The 14,955-nt window shown below is 54.2% G+C and carries 18 protein-coding genes and 1 other RNA gene; 9 read left to right on the forward strand and 10 right to left on the reverse strand.

What is annotated here, in order from left to right; all coding sequences use genetic code 11:
• Positions 1-12: 12 nt before the first annotated feature.
• Entirely contained in the window at positions 13-498 is a 486-nt protein-coding gene (locus MX657_RS17245; protein WP_252002417.1) for an OmpA family protein, read from the forward strand.
• Between the two features lie 2 nt (positions 499-500).
• On the opposite strand, the gene MX657_RS17250 is transcribed toward MX657_RS17245, so the two are convergent.
• The 7 genes from MX657_RS17250 to ffh all read right to left on the reverse strand — a co-directional run bounded on the left by MX657_RS17250 (position 501) and on the right by ffh (position 5,920).
• Positions 501-1,871: a PepSY-associated TM helix domain-containing protein gene (locus tag MX657_RS17250; protein WP_346806232.1), complete on the reverse strand. Its 1,371-nt coding sequence runs from the start codon at positions 1,869-1,871 to the stop codon at positions 501-503.
• A gap of 39 nt (positions 1,872-1,910) precedes the next feature.
• Positions 1,911-2,315: a DUF2946 domain-containing protein gene (locus MX657_RS17255; RefSeq protein ID WP_346806233.1), complete on the reverse strand. Its 405-nt coding sequence runs from the start codon at positions 2,313-2,315 to the stop codon at positions 1,911-1,913.
• A 133-nt stretch (positions 2,316-2,448) separates the two neighbouring features.
• Positions 2,449-2,796, reverse strand: a complete 348-nt coding sequence (gene rplS, locus MX657_RS17260) for a 50S ribosomal protein L19 (RefSeq protein WP_002914145.1) — start codon at positions 2,794-2,796, stop codon at positions 2,449-2,451.
• Positions 2,797-2,839: 43 nt separating this feature from the next.
• Complete coding sequence (gene trmD / locus MX657_RS17265) at positions 2,840-3,607, reverse strand: tRNA (guanosine(37)-N1)-methyltransferase TrmD (protein ID WP_080330250.1); 768 nt, start codon at positions 3,605-3,607, stop codon at positions 2,840-2,842.
• 31 nt (positions 3,608-3,638) lie between these two features.
• Positions 3,639-4,178: a ribosome maturation factor RimM gene (gene rimM, locus MX657_RS17270; RefSeq protein ID WP_080330249.1), complete on the reverse strand. Its 540-nt coding sequence runs from the start codon at positions 4,176-4,178 to the stop codon at positions 3,639-3,641.
• Positions 4,179-4,193: 15 nt separating this feature from the next.
• Positions 4,194-4,442, reverse strand: coding sequence for a 30S ribosomal protein S16 (gene rpsP / locus MX657_RS17275; RefSeq protein ID WP_022649067.1), 249 nt, complete (start codon positions 4,440-4,442; stop codon positions 4,194-4,196).
• 116 nt (positions 4,443-4,558) lie between these two features.
• Positions 4,559-5,920, reverse strand: coding sequence for a signal recognition particle protein (gene ffh / locus MX657_RS17280; protein ID WP_014884878.1), 1,362 nt, complete (start codon positions 5,918-5,920; stop codon positions 4,559-4,561).
• A 166-nt stretch (positions 5,921-6,086) separates the two neighbouring features.
• Here ffh and MX657_RS17285 point away from each other — a divergent pair, with 166 nt between their 5' ends.
• Both MX657_RS17285 and MX657_RS17290 read left to right on the forward strand, forming a co-directional pair.
• The gene (locus tag MX657_RS17285; protein ID WP_014884879.1) at positions 6,087-6,878 is read left to right on the forward strand and encodes a cytochrome C assembly family protein; all 792 of its coding nucleotides are present in this window, start codon (positions 6,087-6,089) and stop codon (positions 6,876-6,878) included.
• Between the two features lie 19 nt (positions 6,879-6,897).
• Positions 6,898-8,184, forward strand: a complete 1,287-nt coding sequence (locus MX657_RS17290; protein ID WP_025759264.1) for an HlyC/CorC family transporter — start codon at positions 6,898-6,900, stop codon at positions 8,182-8,184.
• A gap of 52 nt (positions 8,185-8,236) precedes the next feature.
• On the opposite strand, the gene grpE is transcribed toward MX657_RS17290, so the two are convergent.
• On the reverse strand, positions 8,237-8,830 hold the full coding sequence (grpE, locus tag MX657_RS17295; protein ID WP_008502499.1) for a nucleotide exchange factor GrpE: 594 nt from the start codon (positions 8,828-8,830) through the stop codon (positions 8,237-8,239).
• 122 nt (positions 8,831-8,952) lie between these two features.
• Between grpE and nadK the strand changes: the two genes are divergently transcribed.
• From nadK to bamE, 3 genes are all read left to right on the forward strand, one after another.
• On the forward strand, positions 8,953-9,831 hold the full coding sequence (gene nadK / locus MX657_RS17300) for an NAD(+) kinase (protein WP_346806234.1): 879 nt from the start codon (positions 8,953-8,955) through the stop codon (positions 9,829-9,831).
• 85 nt (positions 9,832-9,916) lie between these two features.
• On the forward strand, positions 9,917-11,578 hold the full coding sequence (recN, locus tag MX657_RS17305) for a DNA repair protein RecN (RefSeq protein ID WP_346806235.1): 1,662 nt from the start codon (positions 9,917-9,919) through the stop codon (positions 11,576-11,578).
• Between the two features lie 138 nt (positions 11,579-11,716).
• A complete protein-coding gene (gene bamE, locus MX657_RS17310) occupies positions 11,717-12,055 on the forward strand; it encodes an outer membrane protein assembly factor BamE (protein ID WP_014884883.1) in 339 nt (112 codons plus the stop codon).
• Between the two features lie 104 nt (positions 12,056-12,159).
• Here the strand turns inward: bamE and MX657_RS17315 are convergent, their stop codons facing one another.
• Both MX657_RS17315 and MX657_RS17320 read right to left on the reverse strand, forming a co-directional pair.
• Positions 12,160-12,447: an RnfH family protein gene (locus MX657_RS17315; protein ID WP_023333124.1), complete on the reverse strand. Its 288-nt coding sequence runs from the start codon at positions 12,445-12,447 to the stop codon at positions 12,160-12,162.
• A complete protein-coding gene (locus MX657_RS17320; protein WP_205626239.1) occupies positions 12,437-12,874 on the reverse strand; it encodes a type II toxin-antitoxin system RatA family toxin in 438 nt (145 codons plus the stop codon). The genes MX657_RS17315 and MX657_RS17320 overlap by 11 nt, the downstream gene beginning before the upstream one ends.
• A 156-nt stretch (positions 12,875-13,030) precedes the next feature.
• On the opposite strand from MX657_RS17320, the gene smpB reads away from it, so the two are divergent.
• The 3 genes from smpB (at position 13,031) to MX657_RS17335 (ending at position 14,739) form a co-directional block, all read left to right on the forward strand.
• Entirely contained in the window at positions 13,031-13,513 is a 483-nt protein-coding gene (gene smpB / locus MX657_RS17325) for an SsrA-binding protein SmpB (RefSeq protein WP_008502505.1), read from the forward strand.
• Between the two features lie 89 nt (positions 13,514-13,602).
• Positions 13,603-13,966, forward strand: a transfer-messenger RNA (tmRNA) gene (gene ssrA, locus MX657_RS17330).
• Positions 13,967-14,382: 416 nt separating this feature from the next.
• Positions 14,383-14,739, forward strand: coding sequence for a hypothetical protein (locus MX657_RS17335; protein ID WP_346806236.1), 357 nt, complete (start codon positions 14,383-14,385; stop codon positions 14,737-14,739).
• Positions 14,740-14,955: the final 216 nt, after the last annotated feature.

The raw sequence follows: 14,955 nt of genomic DNA on the forward strand, positions 1-14,955 counted from the left end.
AAAGGAAATTCTATGTTGAAACGATACTTCGCGCCGTTAGTCCTGGCCTCAATGGTTCTGGCAGGCTGTCAGTCGCCGCCTCAAGGCAAATTTACTCCTGAGCAAATCGCGGCGATGAAGTCATACGGTTTTAACGAACTGAACGGCGACTGGTCGCTTGGTATGTCGGACACCATCCTCTTTGATAAGAATGACGCCAGACTGCGCCCGGAAAGTGAAAAGCAGATCCAGTCCATGGCTTCTCGCCTGGCACAAACCGGCCTGAACCACGCACAAATGGACGGTCACACGGATAATTACGGTGAAGCAAGCTACAACGAAGCGCTGTCGTTAAAACGCGCCAATGCCGTGGCCGACGCCTGGGCGAAAGGCGCGAATATCCCGCGCAGCAATCTCACCACACGGGGATTAGGCCAAAAATACCCGATTGCCAGCAACAGTACTGCGCAAGGGCGCGCTGAAAACCGCCGCGTCGCAGTGGTTATCAGCACGCCATAGGGTTATTTAGCGGATGATTCGGCGAGCGCCACCCTGGTTGCCGCTCGCCAGCGCAGCCAGTCCACCAGAACAAACAGCGCCAGGCTCACCCCCATGACAGGCAAAGCCAGCCCCAGCAGTACGCTGATTATCACCGTAACGGCTCTTCCCCACCCTGACAGCGCCAGCCAGCTCTGACAAAGCGTCTGCACCGGGTTCACTGCAGACTGCGCCGGACGACGCATCCACCACATCCGGTATCCCCAGATGATAAGCACACACAGGGCAAGACCGAACGCAATGAGCAGCAGCTGATTCACCAGCCCGAATAAGATCCCCATATGGAAATCCACCCCCCAGCGGGTCAGCTTTGCCATGAGCGGGAAATCCTCGAATCGGGTGCTGTCCAGCACCTGCATCGTAACGGGATCGACCGCAACGGCATCCACCTGAGTCGGCCAGCGGCGATCGATTTCCGTGACTGTCCAGGCGCGATCCATTGTTTTCGCCGGGCGGATCTCCAGCCGGTTGGCATTGATTCCCGCGTGACGCGCCACGCTTAACACGCCATCAAACTGCGTCAGATCCATCGCCATTTCCGGCATCACCATCCCGCCGTGATGGCCTCGGTGTTCGGCGTGCTCATCCACGATCTCCGGCACGCCGGAAAGTGTCGTATTCACCTGCGGGGTGAGCCAGTTCATCTCAGCGCGCAGCTTATCTACGTTCCCCCCAGCCCATTGAGACCAGGTCAGGCCGGTTGCGGAAAACAGCAGCATGCCTCCCAGTAATATCCAGCCGAGCGTCACATGCACCCGACGACGGTTCTGGAAGCGATTGTTGATCCGCCGTTTGGGTCGGGTATAAAACCACAGGGCAATACCGCCCAGTGCGGCAACCCACATCCAGGAAGCGGCCAGTTCGCTATAGAGCCGCCCGATATCGCCCAGCATCAGAGAGGTATGCAGGTAATCAATGGTCTGACGCAGCGGTAAAATCCCGCTGGTGCCGTATACCGTCATATCCCCCAGCACCGAAAGATTCACCGGATCAATAAAGATCGCCCGGTTTTCCGATGGCCCCAGCGTTGGGTCAGCAAACATCACGCGGGTGGTTTCCCCTTCAGCCAGCCCCGGGCGAACGGCGTATAAGCGCACATCTGAACCAACGGCTTTCTCTGCCACGGCAATTTGTTCTGCCAGCGGCTTCGGCTCACCCAGGGAATCCGTGTGGAGCGCGTGCCGGTAGAGCGCATTCTCCAGCTGTGGAGTCGCCACGTACAGCGTACCGGTCAGCGCGGCAAAGAAGATAAACGGGCCAACAAACAGCCCAACGTAGAAATGGAGGCGACGCAGCAGGTTTCCCCATGCCGCGCGCGGAGTGCAGGTAGTCATACTTTTCCTTTTTAAGGCAAAAAGTTATCGATTTCGTTTTTAAAGGGAAAAAGCAGACTGCCGCGGCGGCGCGCGGGTATCAGGGTAAAGCCAGGGGAAAAAGTGCCAGTGGCTGACCACCTGGCGCGGCGGCTTAATGCGAAGCCTCTGCAGCACCGCGCTGAGCAGAACGATCAACGCCAGCATCACGCCAGGGACATGCGCTAACAGGACGCAGTAGCCGCACGCTTCCGCATGATCGACAGGCATGGAATGCTGCATATCGCTATGATGCACATCCATCGACATCATGCTCATGTCATGATGCATGCCCGGCATCGCGCTCATGGGATCTTTCTGCAGCGAGACGGTGATAAGCGGCGCCACCACGATCAGCAGGATCGCAAACAGCGCGGTCAATGCCGCTGTACGTTTCCGTTTAGGCTGATGCAGTACGTTATCCACTTCTCCTCCACTCAAGAGGCAAGCATTGTAAATGATTTATGACGAAAGGGTTAACGCAAGAGTTGCGATGGGGTAAAAAAAAGGGCCAGCCTTTCGGCCAGCCCTTTCTAACAGGATGTCGCTTAAGCGAATCTTAGTTCAGACGCTCTTTAATACGAGCAGACTTACCAGTACGCTCACGCAGGTAGTACAGTTTAGCTTTACGTACAGCACCACGACGTTTAACAGCAATGCTGTCAACTACCGGAGAGTGAGTCTGGAAGACACGCTCAACGCCTTCGCCGTTGGAAATTTTACGAACAGTGAATGCAGAGTGCAGACCGCGGTTACGAATAGCGATAACCACGCCCTCGAATGCCTGCAGACGTTTTTTGGAACCTTCAACAACCCATACTTTCACTTCCACGGTGTCACCTGGACGGAAGGAAGGTACGTCCTGCTTCATCTGCTCTTGTTCAAGTTGCTTAATAATGTTGCTCATAATTTAATCTCTTATCCTGGGTAAACTGATATTCGGGAGCGTATTACGCCTTCCCATCATGTTCATGCTGCTGGTGCGCGTGTTCGGTTTTGAACTCGGCCAGCAACTTTGCTTGCTCTTCAGTCAGAGCCAGGTTTTCCAGAAGTTCAGGTCTTCTAAGCCAGGTTCGGCCCAGCGACTGCTTCAAACGCCAGCGACGTATCTCGGCATGGTTTCCAGACAGTAACACTGCCGGTACTTCCATCCCTTCTAACACTTCAGGACGAGTATAGTGTGGACAGTCCAGCAATCCATCGGCAAAGGAATCTTCCGTTGCCGAAGCTTCATGGCCCAGAACACCCGGAATGAACCGGGCGACGGAGTCAATCAGCGTCATCGCTGGTAACTCACCACCGCTGAGAACGTAATCGCCGATAGACCATTCTTCGTCAATCTCGGTTTGGATTACGCGCTCATCTATCCCTTCATAGCGCCCACAGACCAGAATCAGCTTTTGATTCGTCGCCAGTTCGCTCACGCCCGCTTGATCAAGCTTGCGTCCCTGAGGTGACAGATAAATCACCTTTGCGCCTTCACCTGCCGCGGCTTTTGCTGTGTGAATGGCGTCCCGTAAGGGTTGCACCATCATTAACATCCCCGGTCCGCCGCCGTAAGGACGATCGTCCACGGTACGGTGTCGGTCATGAGTAAAGTCACGAGGACTCCAGCTCTGGATGTTCAGCAGGCCATTCTTTACTGCCCGGCCAGTTACCCCGTAATCGGTAATCGCGCGGAACATTTCAGGAAACAGGCTAATTATGCCAATCCACATAGCGCCGTCTTTTACCGTTTATCCGGAGAATTTAAAAACCAGGATCCCAATCTACTTCAATCGTTTGAGTAGTGAGATCGACTTTCTTGATAACCTGTCCATCGAGGAACGGAACCAACCGCTCCTTGATGCCAAATGCATCTTTCAGGTTTGCCTTAATGACGAGAACGTCATTTGACCCGGTTTCCATCATATCGATGACTTTCCCCAGGCTGTAGCCTTCAGTGGTGACCACCTGGCAACCCATAAGGTCTTTCCAGTAGTAGTCGCCCTCTTCCAGCTGCGGCAACTGCGACGAATCCACGACAATTTCACAATTAGTCAGCGCATTCGCGGCATCACGATCGTCAACGCCTTTCAGCTTGATGATGATGTCCTGATTGTGGTGACGCCAGCTTTCCAGCTCGACCTCTTCCCACTTACCGGCTTTCTGGATAAACCAGGGCTGGTAATCAAAAATGCTATCAGCGTCTTCAGTGGAGGAAAACACTCTGAGCCAACCACGGATACCGTAGCAAGAACCCATTTTTCCCAATACGATCGGTTCAACAGGTGCTTTATTGCTCATCATGACCACCGTGACAGATTAAGCTGCTTTGTTTGCTGCTTTGATCAGCGTAGCAACGCGATCGGAAACAGTAGCGCCCTGGCCAACCCAGTGAGCGATACGATCCAGATCCAGACGAGTTTCTTCTTCTGCGCCAGAGGCCAGTGGGTTGAAGAAACCAACGCGCTCGATGAAGCGACCGTTGCGTGCATTACGGCTGTCAGTCACAACAACCTGGTAGAACGGACGCTTTTTAGCGCCGTGACGTGCTAAACGAATAGTTACCATAACATCCTCTTGTGTGAATAAAACAACCGGGCCCCATCGAGGAACGGAGCCCGGGTGTCATATTAAAAGCCCGAAAATTTTACTCATTTTCGGGCAAAAAGCAATCTCAAAAGCGATTAACGTCCTGGAAAACCTGGGGGCATCATGCCTTTCATGCCGCGCATCATCTTCGCCATACCGCCTTTCTTCATTTTCTTCATCATGCGCTGCATGTCGTCGAACTGTTTCAGAAGGCGGTTAACGTCCTGCACCTGCATACCGCAACCGGCTGCGATACGGCGTTTACGGGAGCCTTTGATGATGTCCGGGTTAGCGCGCTCTTTCAGCGTCATCGAGTTGATGATCGCCTCCATACGCACCAGCACCTTATCATCCATCTGCGCTTTCACGTTGTCAGGGATCTGGCCCATGCCCGGCAGTTTGCCCATCAGGCTGGCCATGCCGCCCATGTTTTTCATCTGACGCAGTTGCTCAAGGAAGTCGGTGAGATCGAAACCGTCGCCTTTTTTCAGCTTGCTGGCCAGCTTCTCGGCCTGCGCGCGGTCAACCTTGCTCTCAATATCTTCGATCAGCGACAGCACGTCGCCCATGCCGAGGATACGGGAGGCAATACGATCCGGGTGGAATGGCTCCAGCGCTTCGGTTTTCTCGCCCACGCCGAGGAATTTAATCGGCTTACCGGTGATGTGACGAATGGAGAGCGCCGCACCGCCGCGGGCGTCGCCGTCCACTTTGGTCAGCACCACGCCGGTTAACGGCAGCGCTTCGTTAAACGCTTTTGCGGTATTCGCCGCATCCTGACCAGTCATGGCGTCAACAACAAACAGGGTCTCTACCGGGTTGATAGAGGCATGCACCTGCTTGATCTCATCCATCATCGCTTCGTCAACGTGCAGACGACCGGCGGTATCCACCAGCAGCACGTCGTAGAATTTCAGCTTCGCCTCTTTCAGCGCCGCATTAACGATGTCGACAGGCTTCTGCGCCACGTCGGACGGGAAGAAATCCACGCCGACCTGCTCGGCCAGCGTTTCCAGCTGTTTGATTGCCGCCGGGCGATAGACGTCCGCAGAAACCACCAGCACTTTTTTCTTGTGCTTTTCACGCAGGAATTTACCCAGCTTACCGACGCTGGTCGTTTTACCCGCACCCTGCAGACCCGCCATCAGCACCACGGCCGGTGGCTGAGCTGCCAGGTTAAGCACCTGGTTCTCTTCACCCATCGCCGAAACCAGTTCGTTACGGACGATTTTGACGAACTCCTGACCCGGCGTCAGGCTCTTGTTAACTTCATGACCAACTGCCTTCTCTTTAACGCGGTTGATAAAATCACGAACAACCGGCAACGCCACGTCTGCTTCCAGCAGCGCCATGCGCACTTCGCGCAGCGTTTCCTTGATGTTCTCTTCAGTAAGGCGTCCGCGGCCGCTGATGTTGCGCAGCGTGCGCGACAAACGATCGGTTAAATTATCAAACATTGTCTCTCGCCTGAGTAGAAACGTTGGGTCGCATCGAGCGACACATACACAGAATTTTGCCGGAGTATAACATGAAGGCGCCTTTGTTGTTATGCAACGGTTGGAGCAGGCGTCACGTAACGTTATACTGCTTCTCTTTCTTATTAAGACAACTGTCGATGCCTATATGCCTGTTTTCGCACTGATCGCCCTTGTTGCCTACTCTGTCAGCCTTGCGCTGATCGTTCCTGGACTGCTGCAAAAAAACAGCGGCTGGCGACGCATGGCTATTCTTTCGGCGGTTATCGCACTGATAAGCCACGCGTTTGCGCTGGAATCACGCATCATTCCCGGCGACGGCAGCGTGCAGAATCTGAGCGTACTCAACGTTGGCTCACTGGTCAGCCTGATGATCTGTACGGTGATGACCATCGTCGCGTCTAAAAATCGCGGCTGGCTGCTGCTGCCGATTGTCTATACCTTCGCGCTGATCAATCTGGCCCTCGCCACCTTTATGCCTAATGAGTTCATTACGCATCTGGAGGCAACCCCGGGGATGCTGGTGCATATCGGCCTGTCGCTGTTTGCCTACGCGACGCTGATCATCGCCGCGCTTTACGCCATGCAGCTCGCCTGGATTGATTACCAGCTGAAGAATAAAAAACTGGCGTTTAACCATGAAATGCCGCCGCTGATGGTCATTGAGCGTAAGATGTTCCACATCACTCAGGTGGGCGTGGTACTGCTGACGCTCACGCTCTGCACGGGCCTGTTTTACATGAAGAACCTGTTCAGCGTGGAGAATATCGATAAAGCCGTGCTCTCCATCATCGCGTGGTTTGTCTATATTGTCCTGTTATGGGGCCATTATCATGAAGGCTGGCGCGGTCGCCGCGTGGTCTGGTTCAACGTCGCGGGTGCGGGTATTCTCACCCTTGCCTATTTTGGCAGCCGCTTCATACAGCAATTTGCTGGCTAAGTAACAAAAGGAGTTCCCCCTGGAACACATCTCTACCACCACGCTGATCGTTATCCTGATCGTCATGGTGGTCATCTCCGCCTATTTCTCCGGCTCGGAAACCGGCATGATGACCTTAAACCGCTACCGGTTACGTCATCGTGCTAAACAGGGTAACCGTGCCGCTCGTCGTGTTGAAAAACTGCTCCGCAAGCCGGATCGCCTGATAAGCCTGGTGCTCATCGGCAACAACCTTGTCAACATTCTGGCCTCTGCCCTCGGCACCATCGTCGGAATGCGCCTGTACGGCAACGCCGGGGTCGCAATTGCCACCGGCGTGCTGACGTTTGTGGTGCTGGTGTTTGCCGAAGTGCTGCCGAAAACCATCGCCGCGCTTTACCCTGAGAAGGTGGCCTACCCGAGCAGCTTCCTGCTGGCCCCCCTGCAGATCCTGATGATGCCGCTGGTCTGGCTGCTGAACATGGTCACGCGCGTTTTAATGCGAATGGTGGGGATCAAAGCTGACGTCACCATCAGCAGCGCGCTCAGCAAAGAAGAGCTGCGCACCATCGTGAACGAATCCCGCTCGCAGATCTCCCGGCGCAATCAGGACATGCTCCTGTCGGTGCTGGATCTGGAAAAGGTGAGCGTGAACGACATCATGGTGCCGCGTAACGAAATCGTGGGTATCGACATCAATGACGACTGGAAAGCCATCGTCCGCCAGCTGACGCACTCCCCGCACGGGCGCATTGTGCTGTACCGCGACTCGCTGGATGACGCCATCAGCATGCTGCGCGTGCGCGAAGCATACCGCCTGATGACCGAGAAAAAAGAGTTCACTAAAGAGGTGATGCTGCGCGCCGCCGACGAGATTTACTACGTGCCGGAAGGCACCCCGCTCAGCACGCAGCTGGTAAAATTCCAGCGCAACAAGAAGAAAGTCGGCCTGGTGGTCAACGAGTACGGCGATATTCAGGGGCTGGTGACGGTCGAAGATATTCTGGAAGAGATTGTCGGGGACTTCACTACCTCAATGTCTCCTTCTCTCGCGGAAGAGGTCACCCCGCAAAACGACGGCTCGGTGCTGATTGACGGTAGCGCGAACATTCGCGAACTCAACAAAGCGTTTAACTGGCATTTGCCGGAAGATGAGGCTCGTACGATTAACGGGATGATTCTGGAAGCGCTGGAAGAGATCCCGGCGGCGGGCACGCGGGTGCGCATTGAGCAGTACGATATTGATATCCTGGACGTGCAGGACAATATGATTAAGCAGGTTAAAGTCCTGCCCGTGAAACCACTGCGCGAAAGTATCGCGGAATAAAGTTGTAGGCCGGGCAAGGCGAAGCCGCCGCCCGGCACTACGGGACGGCAAATTACGCTTTCGCTTTCGCCACGGTCACCATTGCAGCGCGAATGGTACGGCCGTTCAGGGTGTAACCTTTCTGCATCACGCCCAGCACTTTACCGGCTTCAATCTCTTCAGATTCCACCATCGCAATGGCCTGGTGAACGTTTGGATCCAGCGGGACGTCGGTATCAGCAATCACTTCCACGCCAAACTTACGCACCACGTCGAGCATGGATTTCAGCGTCAGTTCAATACCTTCGATCATCGCCGCGTTGTCCGGATTCGCTTTGTCAGCGACTTCCAGCGCGCGATCGAGGCTATCGATGACTGGCAGCAGTTCGTTGACGAATTTCTCCAGCGCAAACTTATGCGCCTTCTCAACGTCCTGCTCGGTACGACGACGCAGGTTTTCCATTTCCGCCTTGATGCGCAGAACACTGTCGCGTTCGCGATTCTGTGCTTCTACCAGTTGGGCTTCCAGATTCGCAATTTTTTCATCGCGCGGGTCCACCTGCTCAGCAGATGCGTCTGGCTCTACAGCCTCAACTTCATCGTGCTGTTCCGTGATAATTTCTTCAGGGGCTTGCCCCTCAGGCGTTTTCTGTTCTTTACTACTCATGAATTTCTCCGCGTTTTTCTGCATTCATCTCGCTAACTTCGCTTATTATGGGGATCAGTTTCCTGGATTCAAGGGAACAAGAGAGATTGTCATCATTCATCAGGCACAAGGACCTCCAGAAAATGAATAATCATTTCAGGTGTATTGGGATCGTCGGGCATCCGCGTCACCCTACCGCATTGACGACACATGAAATGTTGTATCGCTGGTTGTGTAGCAAAGGCTATGAAGTGATGGTCGAGCAGCAGATTGCGCAGGAGCTGCAGCTGAAGAGCGTCAAAACCGGCACGCTGGCGGAAATTGGCCAGCAGGCCGATCTCGCCGTGGTGGTGGGCGGCGACGGCAACATGCTCGGCGCGGCGCGCACGCTGGCGCGTTATGACATTAAGGTCATCGGCATCAACCGTGGCAATCTCGGCTTTTTAACCGACCTCGCCCCGGACAACGCACAGCAACAGCTGGCCGACGTACTTGAAGGCCACTATATCAGCGAAAAACGCTTTTTACTGGAAGCGCAGGTGTGCCAGCAGGACTGTCAGAAGCGCATCAGCACCGCGATTAACGAGGTGGTGCTGCACCCCGGAAAAGTGGCGCATATGATTGAGTTCGAAGTTTATATCGACGAAATCTTTGCCTTCTCTCAGCGTTCCGACGGGCTGATTATCTCTACTCCCACCGGTTCAACCGCCTACTCGCTCTCTGCGGGCGGCCCGATCCTGACGCCATCACTGGATGCCATTACGCTAGTGCCGATGTTCCCGCACACGCTTTCCGCCCGCCCGCTGGTGATCAACGGCGACAGCACGATCCGTCTGCGCTTCTCGCACCGCCGTAACGACCTGGAAATCAGCTGCGACAGCCAGATCGCGCTGCCGATTCAGGAAGGTGAAGATGTCCTCATTCGTCGGTGTGATTACCACCTGAATCTTATTCACCCGAAAGATTACAGCTATTTCAACACATTAAGCTCGAAGCTTGGCTGGTCAAAAAAATTGTTCTGATTTTGCATCCAGGACTTTACTGTATATAAAACCAGTTTATACTGTATGAAAACACAGTTATGGTTTTTCATACAGGAAAACAATTATGCTGGCACAACTGACCATCAGCAACTTTGCCATTGTTCGTGAGCTTGAGATCGATTTCCACAGCGGCATGACGGCGATCACCGGGGAAACCGGTGCGGGTAAATCCATTGCCATTGATGCCCTCGGCTTGTGCCTTGGCGGCCGTGCAGAAGGAGACATGGTGCGCATGGGCGCAAACCGTGCTGACCTGTGCGCGCGTTTCTCCCTGAAAGACACCCCTGCGGCCCAGCGCTGGCTGGAACAGAATCAGCTCGAAGATGGACGTGAGTGTTTACTTCGCCGCGTGATCAGCAGCGACGGACGCTCGCGTGGGTTTATCAACGGCACGGCGGTCCCGCTCTCCCAGCTCCGCGAACTCGGCCAGCTGCTTATCCAAATTCACGGTCAGCACGCGCATCAGCAACTCGTTAAACCCGAACAGCAGAAAGCGCTGCTTGATGGCTATGCGGGTGAGTACGCGCTTACTCAGCTTATGGCAGAGCACTATCGCCAGTGGCATCAGAGCTGCCGCGAGCTCGCGCAACACCAGCAGCAAAGCCAGGAGCGCGCCGCGCGTGCAGAGCTACTGGCGTACCAGCTTAAAGAGCTGAACGAATTCAACCCACAGGCGGGTGAGTTTGAACAAATTGACGAAGAGTACAAGCGCCTGGCGAACAGCGGTCACCTGCTCTCAACCAGCCAGAATGCCCTCAACATGCTGGCAGATGGCGAAGACGTTAACCTGCAGAGCCAGCTGTACAATGTCCGTCAACTGGTCACCGAACTGTCCGGCATCGACAGCAAACTCTCTGGCGTGCTGGACATGCTGGAAGATGCCGCCATTCAGATTTCGGAAGCAGGCGACGAGTTGCGCCACTACTGTGAGCGGCTGGATCTCGACCCGAACCGTCTGTTTGAGCTGGAACAGCGCATTTCCCGCCAGATCTCGCTGGCGCGCAAGCACCACGTTACGCCGGAAGAGCTGCCGGGCTACTATCAGTCTCTGCTGGACGAGCAGCAGCAGCTCGACGATCAGGCTGACTCGCAGGAGACCCTCTCTCTGGCGGTGAACCTGCACCATGAACAGGCGCTGGCGACAGCGCAAAAGCTGCATGAAATTCGTCAGCACTATGCTCAGGAGTTAAGCCAGCAAATTACCGACAGCATGCACACGCTGGCGATGCCGCACGGCGTGTTCACCATTGATGTTCGCTTTGAAGAGAACCACCTGACGGCGGAAGGTGCGGATCGCATCGAATTCCGCGTCACCACCAACCCGGGGCAGCCGCTGCAGGCGATTTCAAAAGTGGCCTCCGGCGGTGAACTGTCGCGTATTGCGTTGGCGATTCAGGTGATCACCGCGCGTAAAATGGAAACTCCGGCGCTGATATTCGATGAAGTGGATGTCGGGATCAGCGGCCCAACGGCGGCGGTTGTCGGCAAACTGCTGCGTCAGTTAGGCGAATCCACGCAGGTTATGTGCGTGACCCACCTGCCTCAGGTCGCGGGCTGTGGACATCATCACTTTATCGTTAGCAAAGAAACCGATGGCGAAATGACCGAAACGCACATGAGGCCGCTGGATAAACGCGCGCGTCTGCAGGAGCTGGCACGCCTGCTCGGCGGCAGTGAAGTCACGCGTAATACGCTCGCGAACGCGAAAGAACTGCTGGCGGCATAAACTTTTTCGGGATCTCAGGGTCATACAGAACAACAAAAACGCCGCCAGACCGGTTTCAAAGTGGGGCAAGGTCTATTATCATCGGCATATTACATATGAGCCGCGTTCTGCTCGGGCCCGAAAAGGAATCAAATCACTATGCGTTGTAAAATGCTGACCGCTGCTGCAGCGGTTCTTCTGATGTTGACCGCAGGCTGTTCCACTCTGGAGAAAGTGGTTTACCGTCCTGACATCAACCAGGGGAACTACCTTACCCCTAACGATGTGTCCAAAATCCGCGTGGGGATGACACAACAGCAGGTCGCTTATGCACTGGGAACCCCGATGATGTCCGATCCGTTCGGCACTAACACCTGGTTCTATGTATTCCGTCAGCAGCCAGGCCACGAAGACGTGACCCAGCAGACCCTGACTCTGACCTTCAGCAGCGCCGGTGTGTTGACCAACATCGACAACAAACCAGCCCTGACGAAATAATCAGGCGTAAGAAATGCAAAAAGGTGCTCATTGAGCACCTTTTTTGTTTTGTGTTGCTCCCCTCGCCCCTTTGGAGAGAGGGTCAGGACAAGGGGAAGAAAGCGCTACTTAGCCGATTTCTCCGCACGTTGACGACGCAGCTCTTTCGGGTCAGCAATCAGCGGACGATAAATCTCCACCCGGTCGCCCTCTTTCAGCACGTCGCCCAGCTTCACCGGACGGCTGTAAATCCCGACCTTATTTTTCGCCAGGTCGATATCGCTGCGAAGCTCAAGGATGCCGGACGCGCGGATAGCCGCTTCTACGGTCGCTCCCTCTTCCAGCGTCACGCGCTGCAGATACTGCTTCTCCGGCAACGCGTATACCACTTCCACAGCGATCTTATGCGACACTGTAAACCTCTTTGGCGCGAGTCGTGAACGCCTGAACCATATTCGACGCCAGCTCTTTAAAGATGCGGCCAAACGCCAGCTCAATCAGCTTATTGGTAAATTCAAAGTCCAGGTGGAACTCAATGCGGCAGGCGTCTGCACTCAGGGGTGTAAATTTCCAGCCACCCATCAGTGACTTAAAAGGACCATCCACCAGATGCATCAAAATACTCTGATTGTTGGTCAGCGTATTGCGGGTGGTGAACGTCTTGCTGATCCCCGCTTTGGAGACATCCACCGCCGCGGTCATCTGCGTCGGGCCAGACTCCAGAACGCGGCTCCCGGTGCATCCCGGAATAAACTCTGGATAAGACTGAACGTCGTTCACTAACTGATACATTTGTTCCGCGCTGTATGGAACAAGCGCAGTACGGCTAATCTGAGGCATAGCATTTTCCATGGTCACACAACGGACAAATAATAACATTTATCACCTGTTAAAAAAACGCTAAGCCTCATCTCGTGCTAAGATAGCGCGTTAGACCTCACAGGACGCAATGAGGTGACTTTTTGAAATCAGATTACCGACGGCTTTACGACACTTATGACGAAGAAAAAAGCACATAAACCAGGCTCGGCGACCATTGCGCTCAACAAGCGTGCTCGCCACGAGTATTTTATTGAAGAAGAATTCGAAGCTGGCCTTGCGCTGCAGGGCTGGGAAGTAAAATCGCTGCGCGCCGGGAAAGCCAACATCGGCGACAGCTACGTGATCCTGAAAGACGGCGAAGCCTTCCTGTTCGGCGCGAACTTTACGCCGCTGACCGTCGCCTCGTCGCACTACGTCTGTGACCCAACGCGCACCCGCAAACTACTCCTTAACAAGCGCGAGCTGGAATCCCTCTACGGACGCATTAACCGTGAAGGTTTCACCGTGGTCGCCCTGTCGCTGTACTGGAAAAATGCCTGGTGCAAAGTGAAAGTTGGCGTCGCGAAGGGTAAAAAACAGCACGACAAGCGTACTGACCTGAAAGAGCGCGAGTGGCAGCTCGACAAAGCGCGCATTATGAAAAACGCAGGACGGTGATTCTGCGCACTTATTGTACTATTCAATAAGTTAGCGTTCCGGGCTGGTATCCAGGAAGTGAAATCTGGTATACTTAGTTCAACACTATTGGGGCTGATTCTGGATTCGACGGGATTTGCGAAACCCAAGGTGCATGCCGAGGGGCGGTTTGCCTCGTTAAAAGCCGCAAAAAAATAGTCGCAAACGACGAAAACTACGCTTTAGCAGCTTAATAACCTGCTCTGAGCCCTCTCTCCCTAGCTTCCGCTCTTAAGACGGGGATCAAAGAGAGGTCAAACCCAAAAGAGATCGCGTGGAAGCCCTGCCTGGGGTTGAAGCGTTAAAACTAATCAGGCTAGTTCGTTAGTGGCGTGTCTGTCCGCAGCTGGCGTGCGAATGTAAAGACAAACTAAGCATGTAGTACCGAGGATGTAGAAATTTCGGACGCGGGTTCAACTCCCGCCAGCTCCACCAAAATTCTCCATCGGCGATCACCAGAGTCGACTGATGAAGTCCTGAAAGCCCGCACGGCGCAAGCCCTGCGGGCTTTTTTGTGTTTCATTCCTACCGTTTCCCCATCCCTTTGACAAACATCAACACCCTCCCCCTACTCCTGTGCAAAATTACTCACACCACCCAGCGCTAAGGATTAGCCGCCCTAACCCGGAAGGAACCGCAACATGCACAGACCTATCGTCGTCATTATCTTTATTCTCCTGACCCTCGCCGCCCTCGCTGAGATAGGCTATTTATCCTTTGGATAATCCTTATACGAAATATCCCCTCACCACGGGACGTTGATCTCATTACAGTTTTTTCCTAAAGCCATCCCGCTTCGCCTGTGCCATGCTGAATCACGCTCATAACCGATAACGTTAAATGAGGATATTATGAAAAAAACAATTATCGCATTATCTGCCGTTCTGCTGGCTTCCCCAGTATTTGCTGCGACCACACATGCAACTGACGATACCGTCGCTACGGCGAACGCAAACGCCAACGAAGCGAAGCAAAAACTGCACGAAGAGCAGAACAAAGGTGAAGAGCTGAAGCTGAAACAGCAGCATGCTGCGGAAGGTAAGAGCGAAACCTTTGGCAGCAAGGTCAGTGAAGATTCCCAGAAGGCCTGGCATAAAACCAAAGAAGGCACCGAGAAAGGGTGGGATGCCACCAAAGAAGGCGCTGAGAAAGGCTGGAACAAAACCAAAGAAGGTGCCAGCGAGCTGGAAAAGAAAGTCACTGAGTAATCCCTTTGAAAGGCCGCATACGCGGCCTTTTTTATTACCCCCCGCATTAAAGCCGAAAAGATCCCAGAGGTGGTGCGGCCGGAAAGGTCTTCGTCGTTTCTCAATTGTTCTTCAAATTGCTGCGCGTCGGCGCGGTACATCTCGCCGTCGATTCATTCCACGATGGCTTCATCGCTGTAGGGCGGTGTAGAGAGAGGATATTCATACAGGACTCCC

Origin of the sequence: Enterobacter chuandaensis, from assembly GCF_039718975.1 — a bacterium.
In the GTDB taxonomy this organism is placed as follows: Bacteria; Pseudomonadota; Gammaproteobacteria; order Enterobacterales; family Enterobacteriaceae; genus Enterobacter; species Enterobacter chuandaensis.

Coding starts and splice junctions, on each gene's coding strand:
- MX657_RS17245 (WP_252002417.1), top strand. CDS start 13: ATGTTGAAACGATACTTCGCGCCGTTAGTCCTGGCCTCAATGGTTCTG.
- MX657_RS17250 (WP_346806232.1), bottom strand. CDS start 1,871: ATGACTACCTGCACTCCGCGCGCGGCATGGGGAAACCTGCTGCGTCGC.
- rplS (WP_002914145.1), bottom strand. CDS start 2,796: ATGAGCAACATTATTAAGCAACTTGAACAAGAGCAGATGAAGCAGGAC.
- trmD (WP_080330250.1), bottom strand. CDS start 3,607: ATGTGGATTGGCATAATTAGCCTGTTTCCTGAAATGTTCCGCGCGATT.
- rimM (WP_080330249.1), bottom strand. CDS start 4,178: ATGATGAGCAATAAAGCACCTGTTGAACCGATCGTATTGGGAAAAATG.
- rpsP (WP_022649067.1), bottom strand. CDS start 4,442: ATGGTAACTATTCGTTTAGCACGTCACGGCGCTAAAAAGCGTCCGTTC.
- ffh (WP_014884878.1), bottom strand. CDS start 5,920: ATGTTTGATAATTTAACCGATCGTTTGTCGCGCACGCTGCGCAACATC.
- MX657_RS17285 (WP_014884879.1), top strand. CDS start 6,087: ATGCCTGTTTTCGCACTGATCGCCCTTGTTGCCTACTCTGTCAGCCTT.
- grpE (WP_008502499.1), bottom strand. CDS start 8,830: ATGAGTAGTAAAGAACAGAAAACGCCTGAGGGGCAAGCCCCTGAAGAA.
- nadK (WP_346806234.1), top strand. CDS start 8,953: ATGAATAATCATTTCAGGTGTATTGGGATCGTCGGGCATCCGCGTCAC.
- recN (WP_346806235.1), top strand. CDS start 9,917: ATGCTGGCACAACTGACCATCAGCAACTTTGCCATTGTTCGTGAGCTT.
- bamE (WP_014884883.1), top strand. CDS start 11,717: ATGCGTTGTAAAATGCTGACCGCTGCTGCAGCGGTTCTTCTGATGTTG.
- MX657_RS17320 (WP_205626239.1), bottom strand. CDS start 12,874: ATGCCTCAGATTAGCCGTACTGCGCTTGTTCCATACAGCGCGGAACAA.
- smpB (WP_008502505.1), top strand. CDS start 13,031: ATGACGAAGAAAAAAGCACATAAACCAGGCTCGGCGACCATTGCGCTC.
- MX657_RS17335 (WP_346806236.1), top strand. CDS start 14,383: ATGAAAAAAACAATTATCGCATTATCTGCCGTTCTGCTGGCTTCCCCA.